19 protein-coding genes are annotated in these 22,280 nt (G+C 36.4%); 11 read left to right on the top strand and 8 right to left on the bottom strand.

The annotated features are described in order from the left end of the window. Positions 1-440: 440 nt before the first annotated feature. Positions 441-620: a hypothetical protein gene (locus F6K27_RS25600; protein WP_287278021.1), complete on the bottom strand. Its 180-nt coding sequence runs from the start codon at positions 618-620 to the stop codon at positions 441-443. A gap of 419 nt (positions 621-1,039) precedes the next feature. On the opposite strand from F6K27_RS25600, the gene F6K27_RS25595 reads away from it, so the two are divergent. Further along, a complete protein-coding gene (locus F6K27_RS25595; RefSeq protein WP_153183458.1) occupies positions 1,040-1,234 on the top strand; it encodes a hypothetical protein in 195 nt (64 codons plus the stop codon). Positions 1,235-1,400: 166 nt separating this feature from the next. Here the strand turns inward: F6K27_RS25595 and F6K27_RS25590 are convergent, their stop codons facing one another. The 3 genes from F6K27_RS25590 to F6K27_RS25580 form a co-directional block, all read right to left on the bottom strand. After that, positions 1,401-2,687: a Glu/Leu/Phe/Val dehydrogenase gene (locus F6K27_RS25590; protein WP_287278023.1), complete on the bottom strand. Its 1,287-nt coding sequence runs from the start codon at positions 2,685-2,687 to the stop codon at positions 1,401-1,403. Between the two features lie 873 nt (positions 2,688-3,560). Beyond that, positions 3,561-4,226, bottom strand: coding sequence for a TauD/TfdA family dioxygenase (locus F6K27_RS25585; RefSeq protein WP_287278025.1), 666 nt, complete (start codon positions 4,224-4,226; stop codon positions 3,561-3,563). Positions 4,227-4,334: 108 nt separating this feature from the next. Further along, on the bottom strand, positions 4,335-4,772 hold the full coding sequence (locus F6K27_RS25580; RefSeq protein WP_287279245.1) for a hypothetical protein: 438 nt from the start codon (positions 4,770-4,772) through the stop codon (positions 4,335-4,337). Positions 4,773-5,902: 1,130 nt separating this feature from the next. Here F6K27_RS25580 and F6K27_RS25575 point away from each other — a divergent pair. Then, positions 5,903-6,445, top strand: coding sequence for a DUF4126 domain-containing protein (locus F6K27_RS25575; RefSeq protein WP_124144130.1), 543 nt, complete (start codon positions 5,903-5,905; stop codon positions 6,443-6,445). 537 nt (positions 6,446-6,982) lie between these two features. On the opposite strand, the gene hemH is transcribed toward F6K27_RS25575, so the two are convergent. Beyond that, complete coding sequence (gene hemH / locus F6K27_RS25570) at positions 6,983-8,146, bottom strand: ferrochelatase (protein WP_287279244.1); 1,164 nt, start codon at positions 8,144-8,146, stop codon at positions 6,983-6,985. A gap of 186 nt (positions 8,147-8,332) precedes the next feature. Here hemH and F6K27_RS25565 point away from each other — a divergent pair, with 186 nt between their 5' ends. The 3 genes from F6K27_RS25565 to F6K27_RS25555 all read left to right on the top strand — a co-directional run bounded on the left by F6K27_RS25565 (position 8,333) and on the right by F6K27_RS25555 (position 10,027). Then, complete coding sequence (locus F6K27_RS25565) at positions 8,333-8,971, top strand: class I SAM-dependent methyltransferase (protein WP_287279243.1); 639 nt, start codon at positions 8,333-8,335, stop codon at positions 8,969-8,971. 150 nt (positions 8,972-9,121) lie between these two features. Further along, positions 9,122-9,589: a hypothetical protein gene (locus F6K27_RS25560; RefSeq protein WP_287279242.1), complete on the top strand. Its 468-nt coding sequence runs from the start codon at positions 9,122-9,124 to the stop codon at positions 9,587-9,589. Positions 9,590-9,601: 12 nt separating this feature from the next. Then, positions 9,602-10,027, top strand: a complete 426-nt coding sequence (locus F6K27_RS25555) for a hypothetical protein (RefSeq protein ID WP_287279241.1) — start codon at positions 9,602-9,604, stop codon at positions 10,025-10,027. A gap of 293 nt (positions 10,028-10,320) precedes the next feature. On the opposite strand, the gene F6K27_RS25550 is transcribed toward F6K27_RS25555, so the two are convergent. Then, entirely contained in the window at positions 10,321-10,572 is a 252-nt protein-coding gene (locus F6K27_RS25550; RefSeq protein ID WP_287241186.1) for a hypothetical protein, read from the bottom strand. A 420-nt stretch (positions 10,573-10,992) separates the two neighbouring features. On the opposite strand from F6K27_RS25550, the gene F6K27_RS25545 reads away from it, so the two are divergent. Both F6K27_RS25545 and F6K27_RS25540 read left to right on the top strand, forming a co-directional pair. Then, positions 10,993-12,129: a saccharopine dehydrogenase family protein gene (locus tag F6K27_RS25545; protein WP_287279240.1), complete on the top strand. Its 1,137-nt coding sequence runs from the start codon at positions 10,993-10,995 to the stop codon at positions 12,127-12,129. A 124-nt stretch (positions 12,130-12,253) separates the two neighbouring features. Beyond that, the gene (locus tag F6K27_RS25540) at positions 12,254-12,520 is read left to right on the top strand and encodes a hypothetical protein (RefSeq protein WP_287279239.1); all 267 of its coding nucleotides are present in this window, start codon (positions 12,254-12,256) and stop codon (positions 12,518-12,520) included. Positions 12,521-13,086: 566 nt separating this feature from the next. Here F6K27_RS25540 and F6K27_RS25535 read toward each other — a convergent pair. Continuing rightward, on the bottom strand, positions 13,087-13,245 hold the full coding sequence (locus F6K27_RS25535) for a hypothetical protein (RefSeq protein ID WP_287279238.1): 159 nt from the start codon (positions 13,243-13,245) through the stop codon (positions 13,087-13,089). Between the two features lie 115 nt (positions 13,246-13,360). Between F6K27_RS25535 and F6K27_RS25530 the strand changes: the two genes are divergently transcribed. The 4 genes from F6K27_RS25530 to F6K27_RS25515 all read left to right on the top strand — a co-directional run bounded on the left by F6K27_RS25530 (position 13,361) and on the right by F6K27_RS25515 (position 19,511). Next, positions 13,361-13,987, top strand: a complete 627-nt coding sequence (locus tag F6K27_RS25530; protein WP_287279237.1) for a TetR/AcrR family transcriptional regulator — start codon at positions 13,361-13,363, stop codon at positions 13,985-13,987. 901 nt (positions 13,988-14,888) lie between these two features. Next, positions 14,889-16,271, top strand: a complete 1,383-nt coding sequence (gene opcA / locus F6K27_RS25525) for a glucose-6-phosphate dehydrogenase assembly protein OpcA (RefSeq protein WP_287279236.1) — start codon at positions 14,889-14,891, stop codon at positions 16,269-16,271. Positions 16,272-16,638: 367 nt separating this feature from the next. After that, positions 16,639-18,897, top strand: coding sequence for a WD40 repeat domain-containing protein (locus F6K27_RS25520; RefSeq protein WP_287279235.1), 2,259 nt, complete (start codon positions 16,639-16,641; stop codon positions 18,895-18,897). Positions 18,898-19,169: 272 nt separating this feature from the next. Continuing rightward, positions 19,170-19,511 carry a hypothetical protein gene (locus tag F6K27_RS25515; protein ID WP_287279234.1) on the top strand — a complete coding sequence of 114 codons (342 nt, stop codon included), beginning with the start codon at positions 19,170-19,172 and terminating at the stop codon, positions 19,509-19,511. Between the two features lie 153 nt (positions 19,512-19,664). Here F6K27_RS25515 and selD read toward each other — a convergent pair whose 3' ends face one another. Next, complete coding sequence (gene selD / locus F6K27_RS25510; protein ID WP_287279233.1) at positions 19,665-21,989, bottom strand: selenide, water dikinase SelD; 2,325 nt, start codon at positions 21,987-21,989, stop codon at positions 19,665-19,667. Positions 21,990-22,280: the final 291 nt, after the last annotated feature.

The following is a 22,280-nucleotide window of genomic DNA, read 5'->3' as shown; positions in this document are numbered from 1 at the left end:
TATACAAGCAGTTGCTTGTATAGGTTCATATCCTAATGTCACTAATAAAGGTACGAGAATAGTACCACCACCAATACCTAAAAATCCAGCCAATACACCAGCAAATAATCCAGAAACAGCCAGAATAAATAATTCTATAAAAGTCATTTAATTTAAAATTTTCAATTTTTTATAGTAGGCAATCTAAGTTATCTAAATAAGTTCTTTTTAGAAAACTCCAGTCATTGTATCCTAATTCTTTCTTCTTGCTCAAAATTTATTGCCAAAATATATATCTGAGAAATTCCATAACTATAACAGATATTCAATCCTGATGAATATTATCCCCAGATGGGCTGAGAAAAGCTTGGGAAAAAAGAGGTAAATTTCGATAACTACGAACTAGAAATACTCAAGGAAATATAGTATTTGAACTCAAATATAAAGAAAAAAAATCGCCTTTAATTATACCAAGCGTGAAAAAATAATGTGTTTGAATAATAAGTGCGATCAAAAGATTTTGCAGGAAATGTAACTTTGACAAAGCGGTCGATCTTCGGAACTTCCCCTAGGGTGGGATGGCGAGGGAACCTCGCTGGTTGACCATCGACCAAGAGAGCGGTGCGACCCCTCGACGACACTAGTCGCATCTGATAGCGCACCAAGAGAAAAAGAGAATTTACGACCGTTAAAACTGGTATTGAAGCAATTCCCGTGTGATATCAAATCCGCTCGGGTTCGGTATAAAAAAAATTTTCATCTTCATCCAAGAGCAAATGTTTCGGGCATTCTCTTCCCTCCTGACTCGGTTCTTCCCCTCCTGGGAGGGGTTAGGGGTGGGTTGACTCGGTCCTCCTAGATTAACTATCTAATTACACCGATGCTACCGGATTTGATATGATTAGGTCCGACTGAGTCACCCTCCTAGGAGGGGGAGGGGCGAGGGGTGGGTTGACTCCTAAGAAATAGCCTAACTTTCGTAGCAAACATTTATTAAACTGGCATTACATATCATCTTGCCATTCCTGAAAGAATAAAAAGTCCTTATATTACTGAAGAATTGTTGCGGTGGAGAAGATCGCAAAGAGGAAAACCTTTTAAGTTTTTAGACTTTAAAGAAGGGGAAGGCGAAATAATTACGGGGAAAAAGACTGATAAAGATGACAACCGCATAAATGAAAAGCTAGAATCTCCAGAATTTTTAGCAGTAAGTATTCTCAGACAATTTGCCAAACATCTTCGTGATATCTGTTGATAAGTGGGTAACTTTATAGCTGCCAGGGGCGATCGCTTCTTCATTCATCAACCTCAAACAAGGAATGAGGTAAACCTGAATTACGAATAATAGATTGTAAAGTTCCCACTCTTAATTCTTTAATAATGATGATTTTCAAAGAATGGTCTAAAACTCTCGGTATACATTAATCCTTCATATAATACGACCTTGTTCCTTTAGCATTAATTGCTTCTCCTAATCTATTTAACCCATGTACATAAGCAGCAGTTCGCATCGAAACAGACAACTCTTGAGATATTTGCCAAATTTGCTCTGTTTCTGCTAACATTTTTTCTTTCAAGCGTTGATTAATCTCATCCAAAGTCCAATACAAACCACTCCGATTTTGTACCCACTCAAAATAACTTACAGTCACACCACCAGCATTAACTAAAATATCAGGAAATACATAAATTCCACGGTCTTCTAAAATTATATCTGCAGCAGAAGTAGTCGGACCATTTGCAGCTTCAAAGATAAATTTTGCTTTAATATCTTTGACACTTTCCTCAGTAATTTGATTCTCCAAAGCAGCAGGAATTAATATATCAACATCTAAAGCTAAAAGTTCTTTATTAGTCAAAACTTGATGCTCAACAATATTACAAACACTGCCTTGACAGTAAACAGCTTGAATACCTTTATTAGACTCCTTATATTGTCGAATACTAGGAATATCTAAACCCTTTGAATAATAAATACCACCCTGAGAATCACTAACAGCAACTACCTTATAACCAGCTTGACAAAGTAACTCTGCCAAAAATGCTCCTACATTACCAAAACCTTGTACTGCAACTGTAGTTTTTTCCGGAATATATCCAAACTTGGACATGATAGTTTCAATAGTAAAAAAAGCACCCATTGATGTTGCCGTATTTCTGCCCAAACTACCACCGATAGTAACAGGTTTACCTGTAATAACTGCCGGAATTAATTGTCTGCGAATAATACTATACTCATCCATCATCCAACCCATAATCATTGGGTTAGTGTACATATCAGGTGCCGGAATATCCACATCTGGACCGATAAAATCAGCGATCGCATCAATATATCCCCGACTCAAACGTTCCAATTCCATCCGAGATAACTCTTTAGGATTAACAGTAATTCCACCCTTCGCCCCACCAAAAGGTAAATTCACAACTGCACATTTAAAAGTCATCCAAAAAGCTAAAGATTTTACCTCATCAATAGAAACATTTGGATGATAACGAATACCACCTTTTGTCGGTCCTCTAGTATCATCATAACGAACTCGATAACCTTGAAAAACTCGTAATGAACCATCATCCATCCGGACAGGAATTGATACTATTAAGCTAGCTTTTGGATGTTTGAGACGCTCTTTTGTATCTTCAGAAAGAGAGACATATTGTAATGCTTTTTCTAACCTGAGACTAGCATCAGCAAATAAAGAATCTGACATAAATACCTATTTTGATGAATAAAATTATGTTGGTATTTAGATCATAAATCTCTTGATTCACTGTAATGATTAAGAAAAATAAAGAATAACGGCGTTGCTGAAGCGCGTGTATGATATTAATCTTAATTACTTAGGAGTCAACCCACCCCTGCCCCTCCCAGGAGGGGAATTCAGTCGGACTGAGTCAGGAGGGAAGAAAGAAGAAGAAATCCCGAGTATAAGGAGAAAGTTTTTTGGTCAGGTAAGCGGAAGGTCGTTCTATCGCGCTCTTATCCGGACAGATATCATACCTCTTTTCACCAACGCCAAAAAATAAAATCATATCAAATCCGTTGGCTTCGGAGTAATATAGTTCTATTGTCGTCATATAGTGGTTAAGGGCGAATGTCATTTGCCCCTACAATATGGACTCTTATCTTTAAATACTGAATAACACTGATGCTACCGGATTTAATATCAATTATGGCACAGCAATTATCAATTATTTCCCCCTACTCCCTACTCCCTACTTTTCTGAAGATTTCTATTAACTTACAGCACTTTTGAGGATAGTGAGGTATACTTAGGGTTTGCGTATGGAAAGTCTTTTTGCTGGGGTAGGAGACAGGAGACAGGAGACAGGAGACAGGAGAAATGGGAATTTAGAAGAGGTAGGAGTAAGAATTGTCTCTCAATTTTTCTGCCTGCCATAATCATCCTAAGATACTAGCTTTTTGAGCTTTTTCTGCCGAAAAGCTGGTACTTTTTTCAACTCTAAAACGCTAAAACCTTTATCTGTCAATACTTTTAGAATTAATCAGCAAGCCCTACTTATAGGACTATTCTTATATTTCCTATTCCCTGTTCCCTAGAGCAATAAAACTTTGTACCTCATCAACTAGAAAACTGCTGTAAGTACAAATGCTTGCTTTGATAGAAGTTACGCCGCGCTATAAAGTAGTCCCAATCTACAAATCCTGCTTTAAGATGCCTAATTCCCGAGCTAGGATCGAATGCTGTCCGTCCATGCATTACCCTCACATTATGTATTAGCAAACAGTCCCCATCATTAAGACGGAAGCGGTACTGATATGCTGGATTTTTCATATAGTGATAGAAGATTGAGTAAGCTTGGTAAAAACTTTCTATCTTCTCAAATGGGATAGTTTGTTCACAGTTTTTTTCGTTAAAGCAGATGCGATATATATTACCTTGTGTATCTAATTGAATAATCGGAGCAGTATCAGAAAAGTAATAATTACTCTGGGGGTCAAATTTATGAAAAACAATCGGGGTTTCGCTCAAAATTTTGAAGTATTCAGGATATTTTTGACGAAAATCTTCACAAACCCGAAAACTATCAACCAGTATTGATTCGCCACCTTTAGCATTATGTTCAACGCAATAGAAAAACAGCATCAAGAACTTGCTCAATTTATAGTTATGAGCATTGTGAGGCAATACCTCTGGACCTGTCATTAAATCGCCCAAATCTTTAGCGTCTGGAGTAGGTTTAACATCACTCATATCATGTCCGGTAGCATCGGTCTTGTATAGCAAAGGTAAGGAAGAAGGAAGAAGGAAGAAGGAAGAAGAAAGAGGGAAGAGGGAAGAAGGCTACCCTCGCAAGAAAAAACCATCATTTCCTGTAGATATTCACCCTTGGGTTTACACAAACGATATAAACGGACATGATATCACTATCTCAAATGTACCATTGACTGGTCCAATAGATTTTGTGAGAAAAGATTCCATTTCCCCAATACTCATATTACTGAGTAACGTAAATCCCAAGGCACAAAGTTCGTCCATCCACAGTGATTGTGGACATGAATGAATGTCGTGCCGCTCTATAGGATACTTATCGAACCAACATCGATCCCATAATACAAGTTTTGGTTCGTTGCAGATTTGCTTTGGAGCTGGGTCGTAAGCATATTTCATCAGCCAGGAAATAGGATATATACTGCGATGAGAAGGCTTTTCGTCCCAATCAATAATCAATTCTTCTTCATTTAATTCCACATATAATGGCTTTGGTTGTGGATTCTCAGTATAATCATAAATTCTCCGAAAAGTATCTGGATTACGAGACTGAGGATTCAAGCAATTATCACGCAACCAGATATAGTGGAAACCTTTGCCTCTGACTTTAATAAAACTTTCATTTTAAATTGTTGTACTGTTCATTCAAAACTCCTACTTTTTGGTAGCTCAAAACTAAGGAATACAAATTAAATTAAATTTTATTAAGTTTTCGACATTCTTAGACCAAAATTTATATTAATTTTGGCTGCATATTGCTCATAGGATAAGTCTAATTGCTAGTATTCAATAACAGAAAAAAAAAGCATTTCCCACCTGGAATACGAGACCATAATTGCTTAAAAGTTTTTCCTCAACGGTCTCGCCGTAACCCATCCGATAATTCCTGGTTGAAAATGGTTGACCATTATTGATCGCCACTTTTTATTTTTTTTCCCAGATAACATCATGTCCGGTTGAATACTTATAAATAAACGACTGAGGAGTCGGGAGGACCTAGTCAGGAGGGAAGAAAGAAAAAGAAAGAATCAAAGAGGAGAAAGTTTTTTTGATCACGCTCTTATCCGGACATGATATAAGCGATCAGTTCATCAATTTCTGTTACTTCAGTTTTTTTTCCAAAATCCTGCGCGGATATCTATAATTAGGGTTTGCGGAGTAAAGTCTTTTTGCTGAGGTAGGGAGTAGAGACCCACCCCTCGCCCCTCCCCCTCCCAGGAGGGGAAAAAGGGAGTAGGGAGTAGTTAGGACGTAGAAGAAATGGGAATTACAGAGTAAGTGGCCAAAATAATATTAAGAGTGATTTTTCGGCTTTTGCTTCCCGAAAATGCTCATAAGCATGAACCTGAGCAACTGAAAAGCTCATACTTTTTCAAGACATAAAAAGCCTAAAACCAATATCAGTCAATGCTTTGATATTTAATCAGCAAGCCCTATATTAGACATCTCCAAGAATAAAAAATCAAATCAATTATCCCACAGAAACTATCGATTCTTTCTCCCTACTCCCTACTCCCTACTCCCTCTTTCGGAGGAGATGTCTATTATCTATCAGTCAAAAATATCAGAAAAATTATCCTTAAATATTACTTTAAAGGGGTGAAATACCTGAGTCTAGGGATTCCTCCCGGACATCAGCAACTAAATACTAAAATAGATAGTAATAGTAGTAATACTCTGTGTTGTCGTTTATGGTAGAAGTCCTAGCAGCTTTGTCTGCATCAGCAGCAGCAGGTATCAGAATAGCCTTACCGTTACTGTTAATCGGTTTATGGCAAAATGATTTATGGTCGAAAGTACCTCTGCTGTCCAATATTTCCCCACAAATAGTAGTGGGAGTTTTAGTTAGTTGGTCTTTATTTGAAATATTTGCCTCAAAACGGCTGTTAGGCCAACGCATTCTAAATTTAATTCAACTTTTATTCAGTCCAATAGTAGGAGCAATTATGAGTATGGCGATCGCCAAGGCCACTCATTTAGAAGACTGGTTAACGATCGTGATGGGAGTAGTTGGTGGTTTACTTGCCTTAGTGCTGCAACTTGTTCAGGTAGGATGGTTTTATCGATGGCGTGGTTTGCCTCTCTGGATGCTGTTAGTGCAAGATGTTCTGTGTATTTGCCTGGTAATTTTTGCCTTTGACGCACCACAACAAGGAGGATTAATTGCCTTACTATTGTTGTGGCTAGCAATTCGTAGCTATCAGGATTGGTATCGGTGTTATAAAGGACTTTAGAACCTACGTTCCGCACGACAAAATGTAGCATAGAAGAAGGAGTCAGGAGACAGGAGACAGGAGACAGAATTTAGAAGAAAATCATAGCTGCCGCGATCAAGTCAACAATTAAGTAAGTATTTATGCTTAATATTTCACTGGGAATTTGACTCCTGATCGAGGTAGATAAAGTAAGAAGTCAAAAGTCAAAAGTCAAAATTCAAAAGTTAGAAGTTAGAAGTAAATTATAGTGGTCAATAGAAATCAACGATTAAGTAAGTATTTATGCTTAATATTTCACTGAGAATTTGACTCCTGATCGAGGTAAATGAAGATAATTTATATAGTATAAATACTTAAACAAGCTAAGGATTTTATACTAATTTTCATGTTACAAAATGTGGGTTTAAGAATATAGCACTACCCATGAAGATTAGGACAACTAAGAAACTTCAAAACTCTTCACTGTAATGTTTTGACTCTAGCTGATAGCTGATAGCTGATAGCTATATAGATTAATTTTAGAAGGGGCATCGCTAGATGCCAAATGTCCCTATTCTAAAGTAAGCCAGCCAAGTGTAATGGGCCATAACCAGTAATTAATTCCAACAACAAAGCCATAAACCCAAGCATTGCTAACCGTCCATTCCATACTTCTGCTGTAGTAGTCAAACCCCACTGCCATTTTTCTTGAGGATACATTTTGATAATTTTTTTCATCTGGATGGCATCAGAAAAATGACGAGTTGGAGCATCGAGAGCTTCAACAACCAAATCTGCTAAATCATTGATAAATACTGGATGGGTATTGAGAGCAGGCACTCGGTAAAAATTACTAATTCCAGCTTCTTCTGCCACCTCACGATATTCCATATCAATTTCTTGCAGAGTTTCAATATGTTCGGAAACAAAGCTAATGGGAACTACTAATAAATCTTTAACCCCATCACTGGCCAATTCTTGAATAGCCTCTTCAGTGTAAGGTTTTAACCATTCCACCGGACCTACCCGACTCTGATAAGCTAAGGTATGAGAGTTAGAACGATTCAAAGCCTTCATAATCTTATCGACACAGTCTTCAATTTCTGCCTGATAAGGGTCTCCTGCTTCTTCAACGTAGCTAACTGGTACACCATGAGCACTGAAAAATATATGTACTTGCTCTGAGTTGGGACAGTTATCTAATTCTTGAGCAATTAATTCTGCCATGGCCTGAATATATCCTGGTCGTTGATACCAAGAGGGAATAACAGTATATTCAGTGTTCTGTAATTCTGGGTCTTTTTGCCAAAGTTGATCGAGTAATCTAAAGCTAGAACCGCTAGTGCTGATAGAATATTGAGGATAAAGTGGCAGAATTACTAACTTTTCTATTTGGTCACGCTTAATTCTAGCGAGAGCTTCTTCTGTAAAAGGATGCCAGTAACGCATTCCTATATAAGTTTGAGCTGCTAGTCCTTTTTCTTCTAACTGTTTTTCGATCGCCAAACCTTGCTGTTCGGTAATCGATCTTAATGGAGAACCACCGCCAATTTCTTTATAATTTTCCTGAGACTTTTGAAAACGCATGGTGGAAATAAACCATGCCAAAGGTTTTTGCAACCAAGGAAAGGGGAGACGAATAATTTCTGGGTCAGAAAATAAATTAAAAAGAAAGGGACGGACATCTTCTAGTTGTTCTGGCCCGCCTAAATTAAGTAATAAAACTCCAACACGACTCATAGTATTAATCAGGCTCCAATTTTAATATTTGTTACTAAATTTAACATATTAATATTTTCTTAAGTATATTTTCCAAGGAATAAAGAGTCAACTACTACCCCAAATCTATTCCAATTGAGCGATCGACTATAAATTTTATTTATACACTTTTGACTTTTAACTTTTGACTTTTGACTTATTAATCTCATGGCAACAATTTTAAGAGACTGGAGCTATAAATATCAATGGTTATATGACGGTATTTCCCGTTTAGCAGCTCTTAGTGTTGGCGGAGAAAGTAACTTTCGTCAACTAGCTTTACAAGGTTTAACCATTGAGCAAAATACTCAAATACTTGACCTTTGTTGTGGTAGTGGTCAAGCAACTAATTTTCTGGTTAAATACTCCCAAAATGTTACAGGATTAGATGCTTCACCACTATCAATTAATAGAGCGAAAAAAAATGTACCATCGGCTAAATATGTAGAGGCATTTGCTGAGGATATGCCATTCTCAAATAATCAATTTGATTTAGTACATACGAGCGCTGCTCTACATGAAATGAATTCTGAACAATTACGGCAAATTATTCAAGAAGTTTACCGCATTCTTAAACCAGGAGGTATTTTTACTTTTGTTGACTTTCATCGTCCGGTAAATATTCTTTTTTTGCCGGGGTTTGCCATATTTTTATGGTTATTTGAAACTGAAACTTCTTGGGATTTTATTAATACAAATATCTTGGAATTATTACAAGAAGTAGGGTTTTATTTAGTTGATACTGACTCACCTAAACCCCTTTTATATGCTGGTGGTAGTCTTCAGATAGTTCAAGTTAAAAAATAAAAAATAAAGTTGCTTAAAAATCTGTTTAACCTGTGAGTTATATGATAATTTGATAATTATGTTTAAAGTTGACCGAATAATTAATAATTCACAGGAAAAAATCTGTGTAGAGTTTTAGCATATATTGGTGAACCACTACAAATTTATCAATTGCTTCTGAGACCTTATAATTCTATAGTGAATCAAAGCTTCGATCCAGAATATCATGATATGATTCAATTAGCTGGCTTTAGTTTAGCTACCTGGAGTAAAGGGACTCTTAGTGAAGATTATCCTTTTATTTATAAGGGTATCAAACCTCCATTTTATGACCGCAATTTAGCCTCCCTATGTGAGCGTCACGAAACAAATGTCCTTCTGTGTCATATTCGTGCTAGTGGCTATGATAGCCTTAATTATGAAGCTGTTGTTAATGAAAATAATTGCCATCCTTTTATTTTTCCAGGATTTCGGTTAGCTATGGCTCATAATGTTGGGGTAAATGGATTCAAGGAAATTCGTCTAGATTTATTAAATAGGTGTAAACCAGAGATTGTCAAATATGTAGAAGGTAGCACAGATTATGAGGTTGTTTATGCACTGCTAATGTCTCAGTTAGATGAACCAACTAAAGATTGAAAAGTTGATGAGATGATTGAAGCTATTAAGAAAACAATTAAAGTTATTCTTGATGTTCAAACTCAACATAATTGTACGGGACTAATTACTCTCAAACTGTTTTTAGCAGATAGTAATGATGTACTTGTAACTAATGTTAGAATTGGCTATAATCGACAACTAAATGTGGAAGGAAACTGGGAAGATTTAAAAGAATATCCTAGAGGAACAAAAGAATTTTCTTTGTCTCGGTTAAAAGGTCCAGTTTGGTCATTGAAAGGGAAAAAATTTGGTAATTATGAAGGATATCAAATGGAACCTTCTAGTAATGGAAATGAAGATATTAGTTCTGTAATTATTTTATCTGAACCATTGACAGAAGAAATCGGAAATTGGTCAATGATTCCCTTTCAAAATCTTTGCTTTTTCAATCATAACGGGGGAAAACCAAAAGTTTAGATTAAACCTTTTGATATTGATTGAAAATTAAGTTTAATAGAATGGTATAGCGCTACGCGCAAGTCAAAAGTCATGCATCGAGTGCGTAATTCTGAGGTTTCCTTAGAATATAAGACACACTCAAGACAGTCAAAAGGCAAAAGTAATATATGACTGAGCCTCAACATTTAGCAATATCCTAACCTTTACTTCGATTACTATAATACTTAGGTGGAGTACGCAAACTTGCTTCGCTCAAGTTGGCTTTTTTTCAGATTGACTTAATTAAGGACAATTGTTACTTTTAAACTTAGTTATCTTGGATTTTGATTACTCAGCAAAATAATTCCTATCCCCATCAATATCCAAGTTCCTTCAAAACCAACATTAATCCGGTGAGTTTTTTCTCTACTCAATAAATACTGAAATTCTCTATCTGACAATTCAAAAGCAGATTGTGCAAGTTGTTGATTAGCGTCAGTTAACCGCATAAAATCTAATGCTCCCCAATAGGTGGAGATACCAACAACAAAAATACCAATTGCCGTACCAAATAAACGAAACATAATTAACTGTTAAAATTAGATTTATTAAATTTAAGTCAATTTTGATTATATTCAAAATTACCAAAATCTTACAACATTTGTTTTTGATAATTAAAATGGATTTGTTGAGGGTGTGTTATACAGCTATTATCAATCCCTGTTAAAGGTATTTAATAATCTAGAGTGGGCAAAGAAAACAAAATTTATTGTTAGTGCTTCTTTTTCCCGCTACCTTTAAGAATGGCAAAAAAAAAAGAAAGTAGGGAAGGAAACAAAACTCACACTTTTTTCAGGATATTCTTGTTTAAGAATCTGATTATCGCACGTTAAAAAATAATCTTGCTGACTGCTGATTGCTGAGATATGACCACTCCGGAAATCATATTAGATTGCTCAAAAATTTGGATACTTTTGATGAAATTAAACATCAATTAACTAAAGATGACCAACCAAGTTTTAATCATCGGTGGATATGGCAGAATTGGTAGTAGTGTTGCCAGAGATTTAACTACTTATGCCAACTCGGAAATTACGATTACCGGACGTAAACAAGAAGCCAATATCAAAGAAATTCTTATTCCTGGAGTTAAATATTTAACTTTAGATTTAGCAAATAAAGAAAGAGTAAGAAATACTATTCATTCTTATAGTAAATCCTCAGAAAATTTAGTTATTCACTGTGCTGGTCCGTTTCATCATCGCGATACTAATGTTCTGAAAAATTGCATTGATGCAGGTATTAATTATGTAGATATTAGCGACTATCGAGGATTTACTCGTAAAGCTTTAGAATATTCTGAAGCTGCCAAACAAGCTGGTGTTACTGCAATTATTAATACAGGAATTTTCCCCGGAATTTCTAATAGTTTAGCTCGTCAATCAGTAGAACAATTTGATCAAGCAGAGGAGATTCATTTAAGTTATGTAGTAGGTGGTTCCGGTGGAGCGGGAGTAACAGTAATGCGGACTACTTTTTTAGGCTTACAAAATCCTTTTGAGGTGTGGAAAAATAACAAGTGGGAATTTGTTAAACCTTATAGCGATCGCCAAGTTATTGATTTTCCCAAACCCTATGGAAAAATTGGAGTTTACTGGTTTGATATGCCAGAATGTTTGACTTTGCCGACTTCTTTTCCGGTGAAAACTGTAACTACAAAGTTTGGTTCTTTTCCAGATTTTTATAATCATCTGACTTGGATGACTGCTCATTTATTTCCTGTTAGTTGGTTAAATAATTCGGGGGTAATAGAATTTTTGTCTCAAGTTAGTTATAAAATGACTCAATTTACAGATAAATATAGTGGTACTGGTGTAGCAATACAAGCGAAAGTTATTGGTAAAAAATCTGGAAAAAAAGCTGATTTTTGCTCGTCAATTATACATAAAGATACTGCAACTGTTACAGGTATTGGTGCTGGTGGTATTGCCGAATTAATATTGTCTGGAAAATTGCATAAACCAGGTGTTTGGTCTGTGGAAAATAGTTTGTCTACGCAATTATTTGAAGAGGTGATGAAGAGTCGTGGTTTTGTGAAAAATTATGGTGAAAAGTCTGTGGTTTATCAGGTAGGAAATTAAATATAAGTTGATAGTTATATGACTATGATAACGAGTTAGTATAAATTGAGTTATAATTTCCTATCATAGCCGTATTGCATTAGGCTAAAAATCAAAATACTTGATTAACGAATAAATTATTATTATGTCAACAAAAAAACTATCAGTTCGAGCTGCCGATATTGCTGAATATATTCGTTATCAATCATGCGATCGCCGATTTAAGTTAAAATATAACAATTATGAATTTCCTAAAAAAGATATTCCTTTTTCTAACTTAATTTTTGCTATTTCTTTAGACCCAGTTTTGGAAGAGGAAGGTCGAAGAAGAGAAAATAAATGGGAAACTTCGCTATCGCTCAAATGTAGCCTTTTCCAGAGTTCAAGAAAGATTAATTGTTGTTTGTTCTAAAACTCTTTTAGATTATATTCCGCCAGAATTTGAACATTACGAAGAAACAATGTTATGGAAATCTTTACGTTCCCAATGTTCAGAGCTTATTTTTACTGAAACTATTAATGAATATAAAGTAGAAGTTTTTACCAAAAAATGAGGTCCAAAGCCTCCCCTTTTAAGGGGATGAAAAAATTTCAGTTCAATATTTCAAGCCTCCGACTAAAGCCGGAGGTACTGATAACTGATAACTGATAACTGATAACTGAAATGACGCCTCCTTTAGAGCAAATAACTAAAAATTTAAACAACAAGAAAAGTACAGAATAGAGTTGTAAAAATAATTATTAGATGGTGTATTTTTCACAAAAGGCAGGAAATCTTTAGAGTTGAATTATCAGGACTTACGCTCATAAGAAATTATATACCATTTGTAGGGGTGAACGGCCGTTAACCCCTACTATATTAGGTGGTTATGGGTAATTCCTGAACTATATAAAAATGCTAATGGCTAATTAATTTTGCTTTACTAATATTAGCCATTAGCAGTGAATAATATTTACTGTCTAATATTAATCACAACATTATTCTGACATTTCGGAAATATCACCTTGATTTTGAGAGCGATCGCTAACTTTTTCTATCCAGTTGAATAAACGCCTTGAGACTTGTAGCTTACCATTAATAATTGTGTCAGATAAGACAATTGTGAATGCCAATATGGAGATACAAATTATACTCATATTACTAATTCTATACTTATACTAGACCGTATAGTTTGATTATATTTATAATATATAACTACAAGTTTAATAATGTCAACTCAGAAAGAAAAAAAAATCTCAAGGAAAAAAGTTAATGACCAAAATTAAGAGACTGAAAAAACACGGCCAAGGAGCTGTCGGCAAAGCAGAACAAATATTAAGAGGAGCAATACCAGAATTTCTCAAGAATGGTTATGCTTGTACCAGTATGGACAAAGTCGCCAAAGCAGCAGGAGTATCGAAACAGACACTATATAGTCATTTTACAGATAAAGAAGGATTATTCAAAGCTTTAGTCAAGCGAATAGCTACCAAAAAATTTAATTTTGTCTGGTCACAACCACTTGAAGGAGAACCGGAACAAGTATTGCGCAACTTAGCAGATAGATTACTCACAGAAAACATCAACGATACTGAATATTTAGAATTTGTCAGATTAATTATTGCTGAGTCAGGAAAATATCCAGATTTATCCAAATTATTTTTAACTCAAATAGCAAAACCAGCAGTAGAAATTCTGACAAAATATTTGCAAGAACATCAAGAATTAAACCTTGACGATCCAGAAGCAACTGCTATAGTTTTTGTTGGTTCTTTAGTATACTTTATTCTGAATCAAAAAGTACTTCATGGCATGGAAGTAATGCCAATGGAAGCTAGCCCTTATATTGATAATTTAGTAGCTTTAATTTCTAGTAAAACAAAAAACAAAATGCTTTGAAGAAGGTTTTAGGTGTTAGGTTTTAGGTAGTAGGTGATTCAACAATTAATAATTAATAATTACCTCTTCTTTATCAAGGAGAGGATTGACTCAGTTGACAATACATAGTAAGGTATTAGGTTTGAGGAGAAGTAACTTAAATCAAATCCAATCAAAATCAGAGCAATAATTATTAACTACATTGAGAGATATCTAAACACTATTGAAAATTAACATAATATGATTAGCGATTAAAAAATTCGGGGTAAAATTTATTAAAAAAAGTTTAAATTACAGGGCTATAGGAAATAACTTGTAATTAGTAAAATAGGTATAATTTGCCAATTTACGCTACCCTATATAATCAAAAGTCTACTTATTGACATACTCTCCGGCCTAAAGGCACGGAGATTCTCCTGAAACCAGGATTCTTGGCTCACTGAGTCCACTTAAACTAATTACCTTGCGATACCTAGCCCAGAGATGGTTCTCTCCCCAAGCGTTTGCTCTATTCCAAGAGCCTGTTCCCGTATGCCCTACGGTACAGTTCAAACCTCAAAATTTTTGGTTCTCTGATACTTGTTGCTTAGAGCTTTTCCATGTACAAGCATTCGGTGTACAAAACCCCATAACTCTAATTTTCAAGGTGCAAACGCTACAAGTTAGGTAGCTATAGGTTTTTAGAGCGGTTGAATACCTTTGCGCTTTTTCAATTATAGCATAAAGTCCCCCTAAAAGGGCTTTAAACCCAATTTTTCGGTAACAATCTACTTAGTAATAGTTAGCCAGGAAAGTATGGCATAAATACTCAAATCAGTCTCGAAGACTTAAGGACAAGCGCCAAAATCAGGACAAGATTACCAAGTCTAATTAGCATCAACGATTAAATCAAGAAAACTAACACTTAAGGACAAACAAAAAAATGACTACACCAATCGTTGCCTTACAACAACCAAAAGATATTTCTCTAGGAGAAATAGAAGAAGAATTAAGTAAAATTTGGCTTAGTCAAAATGGAGGAAAAGCAGCACCCATTGCTACCAGAGCTGCTACCTTTAGCATGGTAATTTACGAACCAGAAGAATTCCAACAATTACTGGGGGGATTAGGATTCTACGAAGGCCCCATTGATGGCATTCATGGGCCAAAAACCAGGGATGGAATTAGAAATGCACAAAAGACATATCAACTACCAATCACGGGTAGAGTAGACCCCAAAACCCTAGCTAAATTGCGCGAGGAATTTGCCAAACAACCAGAAGACCGACAACAAATCGCAAACATTAATGTTAGAGGATTTAGTCTAGCAGACGCGATCGCAGCTCAAAACCCTTGTCGTATAGTTACTCTGTGCCCAAATATTGGGGAAGAAGATACAGGGGTAACAGCTCAAGTATCTGCTTATTGCCCAATTCAGAAGAAAAGCACCTCAAATCTAGTTTGCAGTGAATACGTTACCCTACGAGGAACAAAATCAGCAATGGAAAGGGTGGGTGAAACAGTAACATCATTAATGATTCCCGATCTACCCAAATTCGTATGGTGGAAAGCAACTCCCAACATACACCAGGAACTATTTCGGAGTTTGTGTGAGACCAGTAATTGCATAATTATGGACTCCTGCTACTTTTCCGATCCAGAATCAGAGTTTTTAAAGATGCAGGAATTGATTGATAATGAAACCTATATTACCGATCTCAACTGGCATCGTCTTTCAGCTTGGCAAGAGTTAACTGCTGCTACTTTTGACCCTCCCCAACGAAGAGCAGCTTTATGGGAAGTTGACACTATTACACTTGACTATGAAAAAGGAAATGCTGCCCAAGCACTAATGTTTTTAGGTTGGTTTGCTAGTCGTCTTGATTGGAAACCAGTTTCTTATGCAGAAGTGGGTGGTGACTATGATATTACTCATATCAAATTTCATGGGCAAAATAATCAAGAAATTGTTGCCGAATTAGCAGCTATTCCTACTGCTGACTTTGGTGAAATTCCTGGAGACTTAGTTGGTGTGCGTTTGGGTTCGACTAATCCTGGTGCTGATATTAATTGTTGCACAATTTTGTGTTCTGAAACTACTGGTTGTATGCGTTTAGAATCTGGCGGTAAGGCGCAGTCTTGTCTGACAGAGCAGGTAACAGCATTAACGGATCAAAAGGCAGAAGCGTTGATGGCACAACAGTTACAACATTGGGGAAGAGATATTTTATATGAGGAGAGTTTAGCAATGACAGCACAGATGTTGAAGTTAAATGGGAAAGAGGAGTCAGGAGTCAGGAGTCAGGAGTCAGAAGTAAATGTTTAGCAGGAGATTTTAACTTCTCCGTGCAGCTTTCGGTTTATAGAAACCGGGGGTGTAATAGGGGATGAGGAATAAATTTGTTCAAAAAATCTGTAGGGACGTTGCATGCAACGTCCCTACCTATTCCCTATTTCCTAAGCACGAAATCATAGCTAAATTTACCAACACCTGATTTTTGAATTTTGACTGATATAGCAATGTGCGCTGGCATATTTACAAATTACAGGAGATGTCCAATAGCTAAAAGTCTTATATTATCAGCCTTTTATTCCCCCTGTTGCCTGTTGCCTGTTGCCTGTTGCCTGTTGCCTGCGCACAGCGCTATAACTGATAACTGATAACTGATAACTTTTCTAGAGGAGTGTAATGAATGAGTGAAGTCCGTAACTGGTTGAAAAGTATTCCTACCCAAAATAAAAAAACTGCTATTAAAATGAAAGTTGAGGAGTTATTAGAAGCTGGAGATTTCCAAAAGTTATATCAATATTTAATAGATTTTGATTTTATTAAAACTAAAGTTGCTGTCGATGATATCCAGGTATTAATAGAGGATTATAACTCAGTATTACACCCGGCAAAACCCTCAGATATAACTGCTCAACAAATAGAGACTTTGAGATTAATTCAAGGAGTAATTCGTCTATCGGAAGATATTATAAAACAAGATAAAAAACAACTAATAGAACAACTTTGGAGTCGTTTAGTAGGTATTGAAAATCCAGATATTAAAAACTTATTAGAGCGGGCAAAAAAAAGTAGAAGAACTGCTTGGTTGCGTCCTTTAGTTCCTACTTTCGCACCCCCCGATACAGAATTAATTCGTACTATCAAAGGTCATACAGAAATTATCAATACTGTAGCAGTGACAGCGGATAATAAACAAATAATTTCTGGTGCTAGAGATAATCAAATTAAAGTGTGGAATCTGGAAACAGGAAAAGAACAATTTACTTTCACTGGTCATAAAAAAGAAGTCACATCATTAGCAGTAACATCTGATGGAAAACTACTTATTTCAGCCTCAGCAGATGAAACAATAAAGATTTGGGATTTAATCGAAAAAAAACCAATAATGACCCTAAATCTACATTATGGACCAGTAACTTCAGTAGTTCTTACACCAGACGAAAAAGAATTAATTTCTAGTTCTGATGATGGTAGTATTAAAATCTGGAATCTAGAAACAGGGGCAAATATTCACTCTATTAAAGCTCATAAAGCAGAAGTAAAATCTGTCACAATTACACAGGATGGAAAAAAAATAATTTCAGCTTCCTTTGACAAAACTATCAAAGTTTGGAGTCGAAAAACAAGGAAATTAATTAAGACACTTAAAGGTCATACTTCAGAAGTTGAAGGAGCGGCAGTTACACCAGATGGAAAACGAATTATTGGGTACGACCTTGATGGAGAATGGGATTTCTTTTTCGGTTGGATTTATGTTTGGGATATAAAAACAGGAGAAGAAATATTTCGATTATCTGGTCATGATAGTGTAGTTGAATCTGTAGCAGTAACTCCTGATGGTAAACACTTAGTTTCTGCATCCGGTGATTCAACAATTAAAGTTTGGGATTTAGAAACAGGAAAAGAAATTGCTACTTTTAGAGACCATAGTCGTTATGTAAATGATATTGTCATTACAAGGGATGGTAAACTAGCAATTTCTTGTGGTTCTGACCCCAGTATAAAAGTTTGGGATTTAACAAAAGTTTGGGAAAATAATCGAATAAATTATACTCCTATTGGTCATATAGAAGAGATTAATGCTGTTGCTATTGCTCCTAATGGTAAATGGGCAATTTCTGCTGCTTGTGACTTTAGATTAAAAGTCTGGGATTTAACAAATTTTTCTGAAGTTTGTAATATAGAAATAGAAGGTTTTAGAGTAGTACATTGTTTTGCAATTACTCCAGATAGTAAACAGATATTTCTTGGTTTTAGCAGTTCAGAACCTAGTACTGAAATCAGAAAAATGAAATGTCGTAATCCCAGAACTCAACAAGAAACTTATGCTTTTTTATCTCCTTTACATTTAGGAAATTTTATGGTAGTAACTCTAGAAGGTGAAGCTCTTATTTCTGGATATTGGGAACACCGTGGAATGAAGATTTGGGATTTAGAATTAAGGCAAGAAGTTGGCTATTTAGGAGGCCATGAAGAGGAGGTATCTTGTATAGCAATAAGTCCTGATGGTAAGTATGTAATTTCAGGTTCTCACGATACAAATGTTATGGTTTGGGATTTAGAAACAGAAGAAAGAGTTTTGGTTTTGACTGGGCATGATGACTTCGTTAATTCTGTTGCAGTGACTCCCGATAATAAATATGTGATTTCAGGTTCTTATGATCATGATGTGAGAGTTTGGGAGTTGGAAACAGGTGATAAAGTTGGTGTGCTAAGAGGTCATGAAAGAATTGTATTAAATGTTGTAGGATTAGCAAATAGTCGAGCTATCTCTGCTTCAGAAGATAATACTTTGAAATTGTGGGATTTAACAACTAAAAAGGCGATCGCTACTTTTATCGGAAGTAGTGGATTCAAACGTTGCGCAGTTGGACCTGATGGGAGAACTATTGTTGCTGGTGATTATTTTGGGAGATTACATTTTTTGTATTTGGAGGGTTAGTGAAGGAAGAAGAAAGAAGGAAGAGGGAAAAATATTGTTGGTCGAAAGCAGTCTAAGTAGAACAGTCCAAAAAAACAGCAAGTTAGTAACGAAAAGTAAATTTGCCAAAAACTCTCTTCTCTTTTGCCTCCTGCCTTTTCATAACGATAATTTTCGCCCACCGACCTACTTAGTTTCTAGAAAACCAACCGCTGAATAGCTTCGATCTTGACAAATCGACACCAAGTGTTAAGGTTACATAAGTTTGAGAAACATAAAAAAGACAAATAAAAATGCTACAAAACATTAAATCCCAAAGTGAACTGATTAGTAAAATACTGGACTTAAAAAAGAAGATATGGTCAGGGTATTTTGGAGACCAAAAAATCAAGAAATTTTTTGAGGCAGAAATCTCCTATGACTTTCTACTTTTTGACCGATTATTACGCAAGTATAGTTGTCAACGTCGCGGATGTTTATATCTGGGTGGACATCAAGGGGAAATGCTATTAACATTAGTTTTATTAGGATTCAAGAAAATTTTAGTAGCTGAACCACAACCAGAATCAACAGATTTCTCATCCTCTGTAATTGTACAAGACATTGACCACTGTGGTATCGCCTTTCTAATTTAGCGATCGCCCTCTTGATTTTAATTCTATGTCAAATACCTGAATGTGTATGCTATAGAAGCAATTTCTAAAATCCTTGCCCTATCTAACTTAAAAAATATTCAAATTGAGCATAAAAACCTGCGGAATGTAGGTTTTAGGCGTGTCACGCCACTACTAACAAATCTTAATTGGCAGCATCCCCGTATCCAACCTCATTACTCTACCAATAATTCTACTTTCAGAATATTCCTGCTGCAGCGCTTGCAAACAAGCACTCGCTGACTCAGCAGGTACGGTAGCAAGCAACCCCCCAGAAGTCTGTGGATCAAACAACAATGGATAAAGAACATGGGTACTTACCTGCTCCGAATTTTGAATTGATGCAGACATCCGCAGATTTTCCGGATACAGAGAACTAAAAATACCTTGCTGCAAAATTTCTGCCACTCCTGGCAACACAGAAATCGCCTCCATTTCCAATTCCACAGCAACTTGAGAAGCTTTCACCATTTCCAGCAAATGTCCGACTAATCCAAATCCCGTCACATCCGTACAAGCAGTCGCACCATATTCCAATAACAATTTGGCAGCATTCTGATTTGAAACCAACATTGATTCAATCGCACTTTCAATCCAACGTCCCTTTGCTCGCAGACGCATATCGGCAGCAAATAACACTCCCGTCCCCAACGCTTTCGTCAATATCAACACATCTCCCGACTGCATCCCACTGTTGTACAATAGTTTCTCCGAAAATGCTAAACCATTGCAGGTAAGACCAAAAGCTAATTCTGCTCCTTCTATTGTATGACCTCCCATCAAAACAGCACCTGCTTGATTAAGAATTTCCGTTGCTCCCAATAACAATTGATATAAATCATTCTCTTGTTGACTGGATGAAGCATAAGGAATAGTAGCGATCGCTAAAGCACTTTGAGGTGTTGCTCCCATGGCAAATAAATCACTCAAACAATGATTAGTTGTAATTTTTCCCAATAAATAGGGGTCATCCACCAATGCTGGAAAATAATCAATAGTCTGCACCATCACCTTATCTTCTGGCACCCTAACTACTGCAGCATCATCAGGGGTATTCATACCAATTAAAATATCATCCCTTTGTGTTTGCTGTTGAATACGGTGCAGTACTTTCTCCAAAACCTTACTACCTACTTTTGCTCCACAACCAGCACAGTGCATAATTTCGGAATCTTTCCTCTTTCTACTCTTCCCTTTCCCAGAGGAGGGATAACTTCTACCTTCCATCTTCAGGTTAGTAAACTTATCCATAAATTTGCGGTCAATGTGGTCTTTCCAACGCCAGAGTAAAGACTCAGGACCAAATCCAATTTGGCCACGAGAAGCGATCGCTCGTTGGTCTCCAGTGCCAATTAAAATCAGGAATTTTTTCTGAGGTATAAATGACTTCAGAGGTTTTCTCTGGAGAGCGCGTTGTAAATTTTCCAATAAGGGTTTTCCTTGTCGTACTGCAAAAACTCCAGCTTTTGGCCGTGAATGGTTAACCATTGTTGCCACATCTCCAGCAGCAAACACTTGCGGATGAGAAATTGACTGTAGTTTGTCATTGACTAAAATAAAGCCACTGGCGTCTGTTGCTAACCCCGCTGTTTGTAACCAAGGTGCAGCAGATGCTTGAGTTACCCAAAATAGGATATCGCATTCTATTTGTAATCCCGAATTACACTCAATAATTTTGGGTGCAAAGTCTAGAATTTTCCGCTCACTCATCCGTGCATCCGTGGCAAAATCACTGTCTTGCCCATCCTTACTCTTCACCCCAGTCACATTTTCTTCTAAATGCAATACCACACCGCGACTTTTCAGAATTTTCTCAACTTGCTTTCCCACCCAACGATGGCGTCCGGGTAATAGTCTTGTACCTCGATGAAACAGATGCAACTCCAGGTTATTAGTCGGTTGTCTAGCATTCTGATAAATGTTGTGGAGATGACTTTGTACAGCAAATGCTAACTCCACACCCCCGACACCACCTCCAACTATTCCGATACAGATTTTTTGTTCTGGTAACTGAGCAACTGTTGCTGTTATCTGATGCCAATAGGTGAGAAATTTTGATATGGGTTTGACAGGAATACTATATTCTCTTGCTCCCGGTACAGTTAAGCTAGCGGGAGTACTGCCAATATCGATGGATAGTACATCAAAAGTTACGGGTGGACGGTTAGCGCAAATTACCTGATTTTTTTCCAGGTCTATACCAATGGCGCGGTCTACAAATATTCTAGCTCCGGCAAATTTAGCGAGGGGATGCAGGTCAATATGACATTGGTCGAAGGTATATAAACCTGCCACATATCCAGGTAGCATCCCAGAATAGGGAGTATGATATACATCTGTAATTAGGGTTAATCTTACTCCTGGTATAGGGTTCATGGCAAAATTTTTAATGGCGATCACGTGGCTATGACCGCCCCCTATTAGTACAAGGTCTGTTTCTGTTGCTATGGATGATTTCATTGTTATTAATAATATTTAGTTATAGTATTAGTAAGGAAGAAGGAAGAAGTAATAAACAAATCAGAAAAAAAGGAAAAACAATCTAAATAGGTATATTAGACTTGTCGCGAAATAAAACCTTAAAGTGAAATGGGAAAATTCTGGCTTTCAATCATTAAATTATCCTGCCATTAAGTAGAAATTCCAGAGTCCAACCGCAGTGAACATGAAGCGATCGTCGCGCATCTTTAATGTGATTTCGATACAATCCTCTCGCTGCATTATATCTCTTTACGCCAGATATTGTCTGTT

The sequence above is a fragment of the Okeania sp. SIO2F5 genome (assembly GCF_010692685.1).
In the GTDB taxonomy this organism is placed as follows: Bacteria; Cyanobacteriota; Cyanobacteriia; order Cyanobacteriales; family Microcoleaceae; genus Okeania; species Okeania hirsuta.
Note: the sequence above shows the minus strand (reverse complement) of the source record. Positions and strands in the feature narration are given on the sequence as shown.

Excerpts from the sequence above, each read along its gene's own strand:
- opcA (WP_287279236.1), top strand. The coding sequence starts at position 14,889 with ATGACTACACCAATCGTTGCCTTACAACAACCAAAAGATATTTCTCTA.
- F6K27_RS25540 (WP_287279239.1), top strand. The coding sequence starts at position 12,254 with ATGTCAACAAAAAAACTATCAGTTCGAGCTGCCGATATTGCTGAATAT.
- F6K27_RS25545 (WP_287279240.1), top strand. The coding sequence starts at position 10,993 with ATGACCAACCAAGTTTTAATCATCGGTGGATATGGCAGAATTGGTAGT.
- F6K27_RS25530 (WP_287279237.1), top strand. The coding sequence starts at position 13,361 with ATGACCAAAATTAAGAGACTGAAAAAACACGGCCAAGGAGCTGTCGGC.
- F6K27_RS25535 (WP_287279238.1), bottom strand. The coding sequence starts at position 13,245 with ATGAGTATAATTTGTATCTCCATATTGGCATTCACAATTGTCTTATCT.
- selD (WP_287279233.1), bottom strand. The coding sequence starts at position 21,989 with ATGAAATCATCCATAGCAACAGAAACAGACCTTGTACTAATAGGGGGC.
- F6K27_RS25575 (WP_124144130.1), top strand. The coding sequence starts at position 5,903 with ATGGTAGAAGTCCTAGCAGCTTTGTCTGCATCAGCAGCAGCAGGTATC.
- F6K27_RS25555 (WP_287279241.1), top strand. The coding sequence starts at position 9,602 with ATGATTGAAGCTATTAAGAAAACAATTAAAGTTATTCTTGATGTTCAA.
- F6K27_RS25550 (WP_287241186.1), bottom strand. The coding sequence starts at position 10,572 with ATGTTTCGTTTATTTGGTACGGCAATTGGTATTTTTGTTGTTGGTATC.
- F6K27_RS25520 (WP_287279235.1), top strand. The coding sequence starts at position 16,639 with ATGAGTGAAGTCCGTAACTGGTTGAAAAGTATTCCTACCCAAAATAAA.
- F6K27_RS25515 (WP_287279234.1), top strand. The coding sequence starts at position 19,170 with ATGCTACAAAACATTAAATCCCAAAGTGAACTGATTAGTAAAATACTG.
- hemH (WP_287279244.1), bottom strand. The coding sequence starts at position 8,146 with ATGAGTCGTGTTGGAGTTTTATTACTTAATTTAGGCGGGCCAGAACAA.
- F6K27_RS25565 (WP_287279243.1), top strand. The coding sequence starts at position 8,333 with ATGGCAACAATTTTAAGAGACTGGAGCTATAAATATCAATGGTTATAT.
- F6K27_RS25590 (WP_287278023.1), bottom strand. The coding sequence starts at position 2,687 with ATGTCAGATTCTTTATTTGCTGATGCTAGTCTCAGGTTAGAAAAAGCA.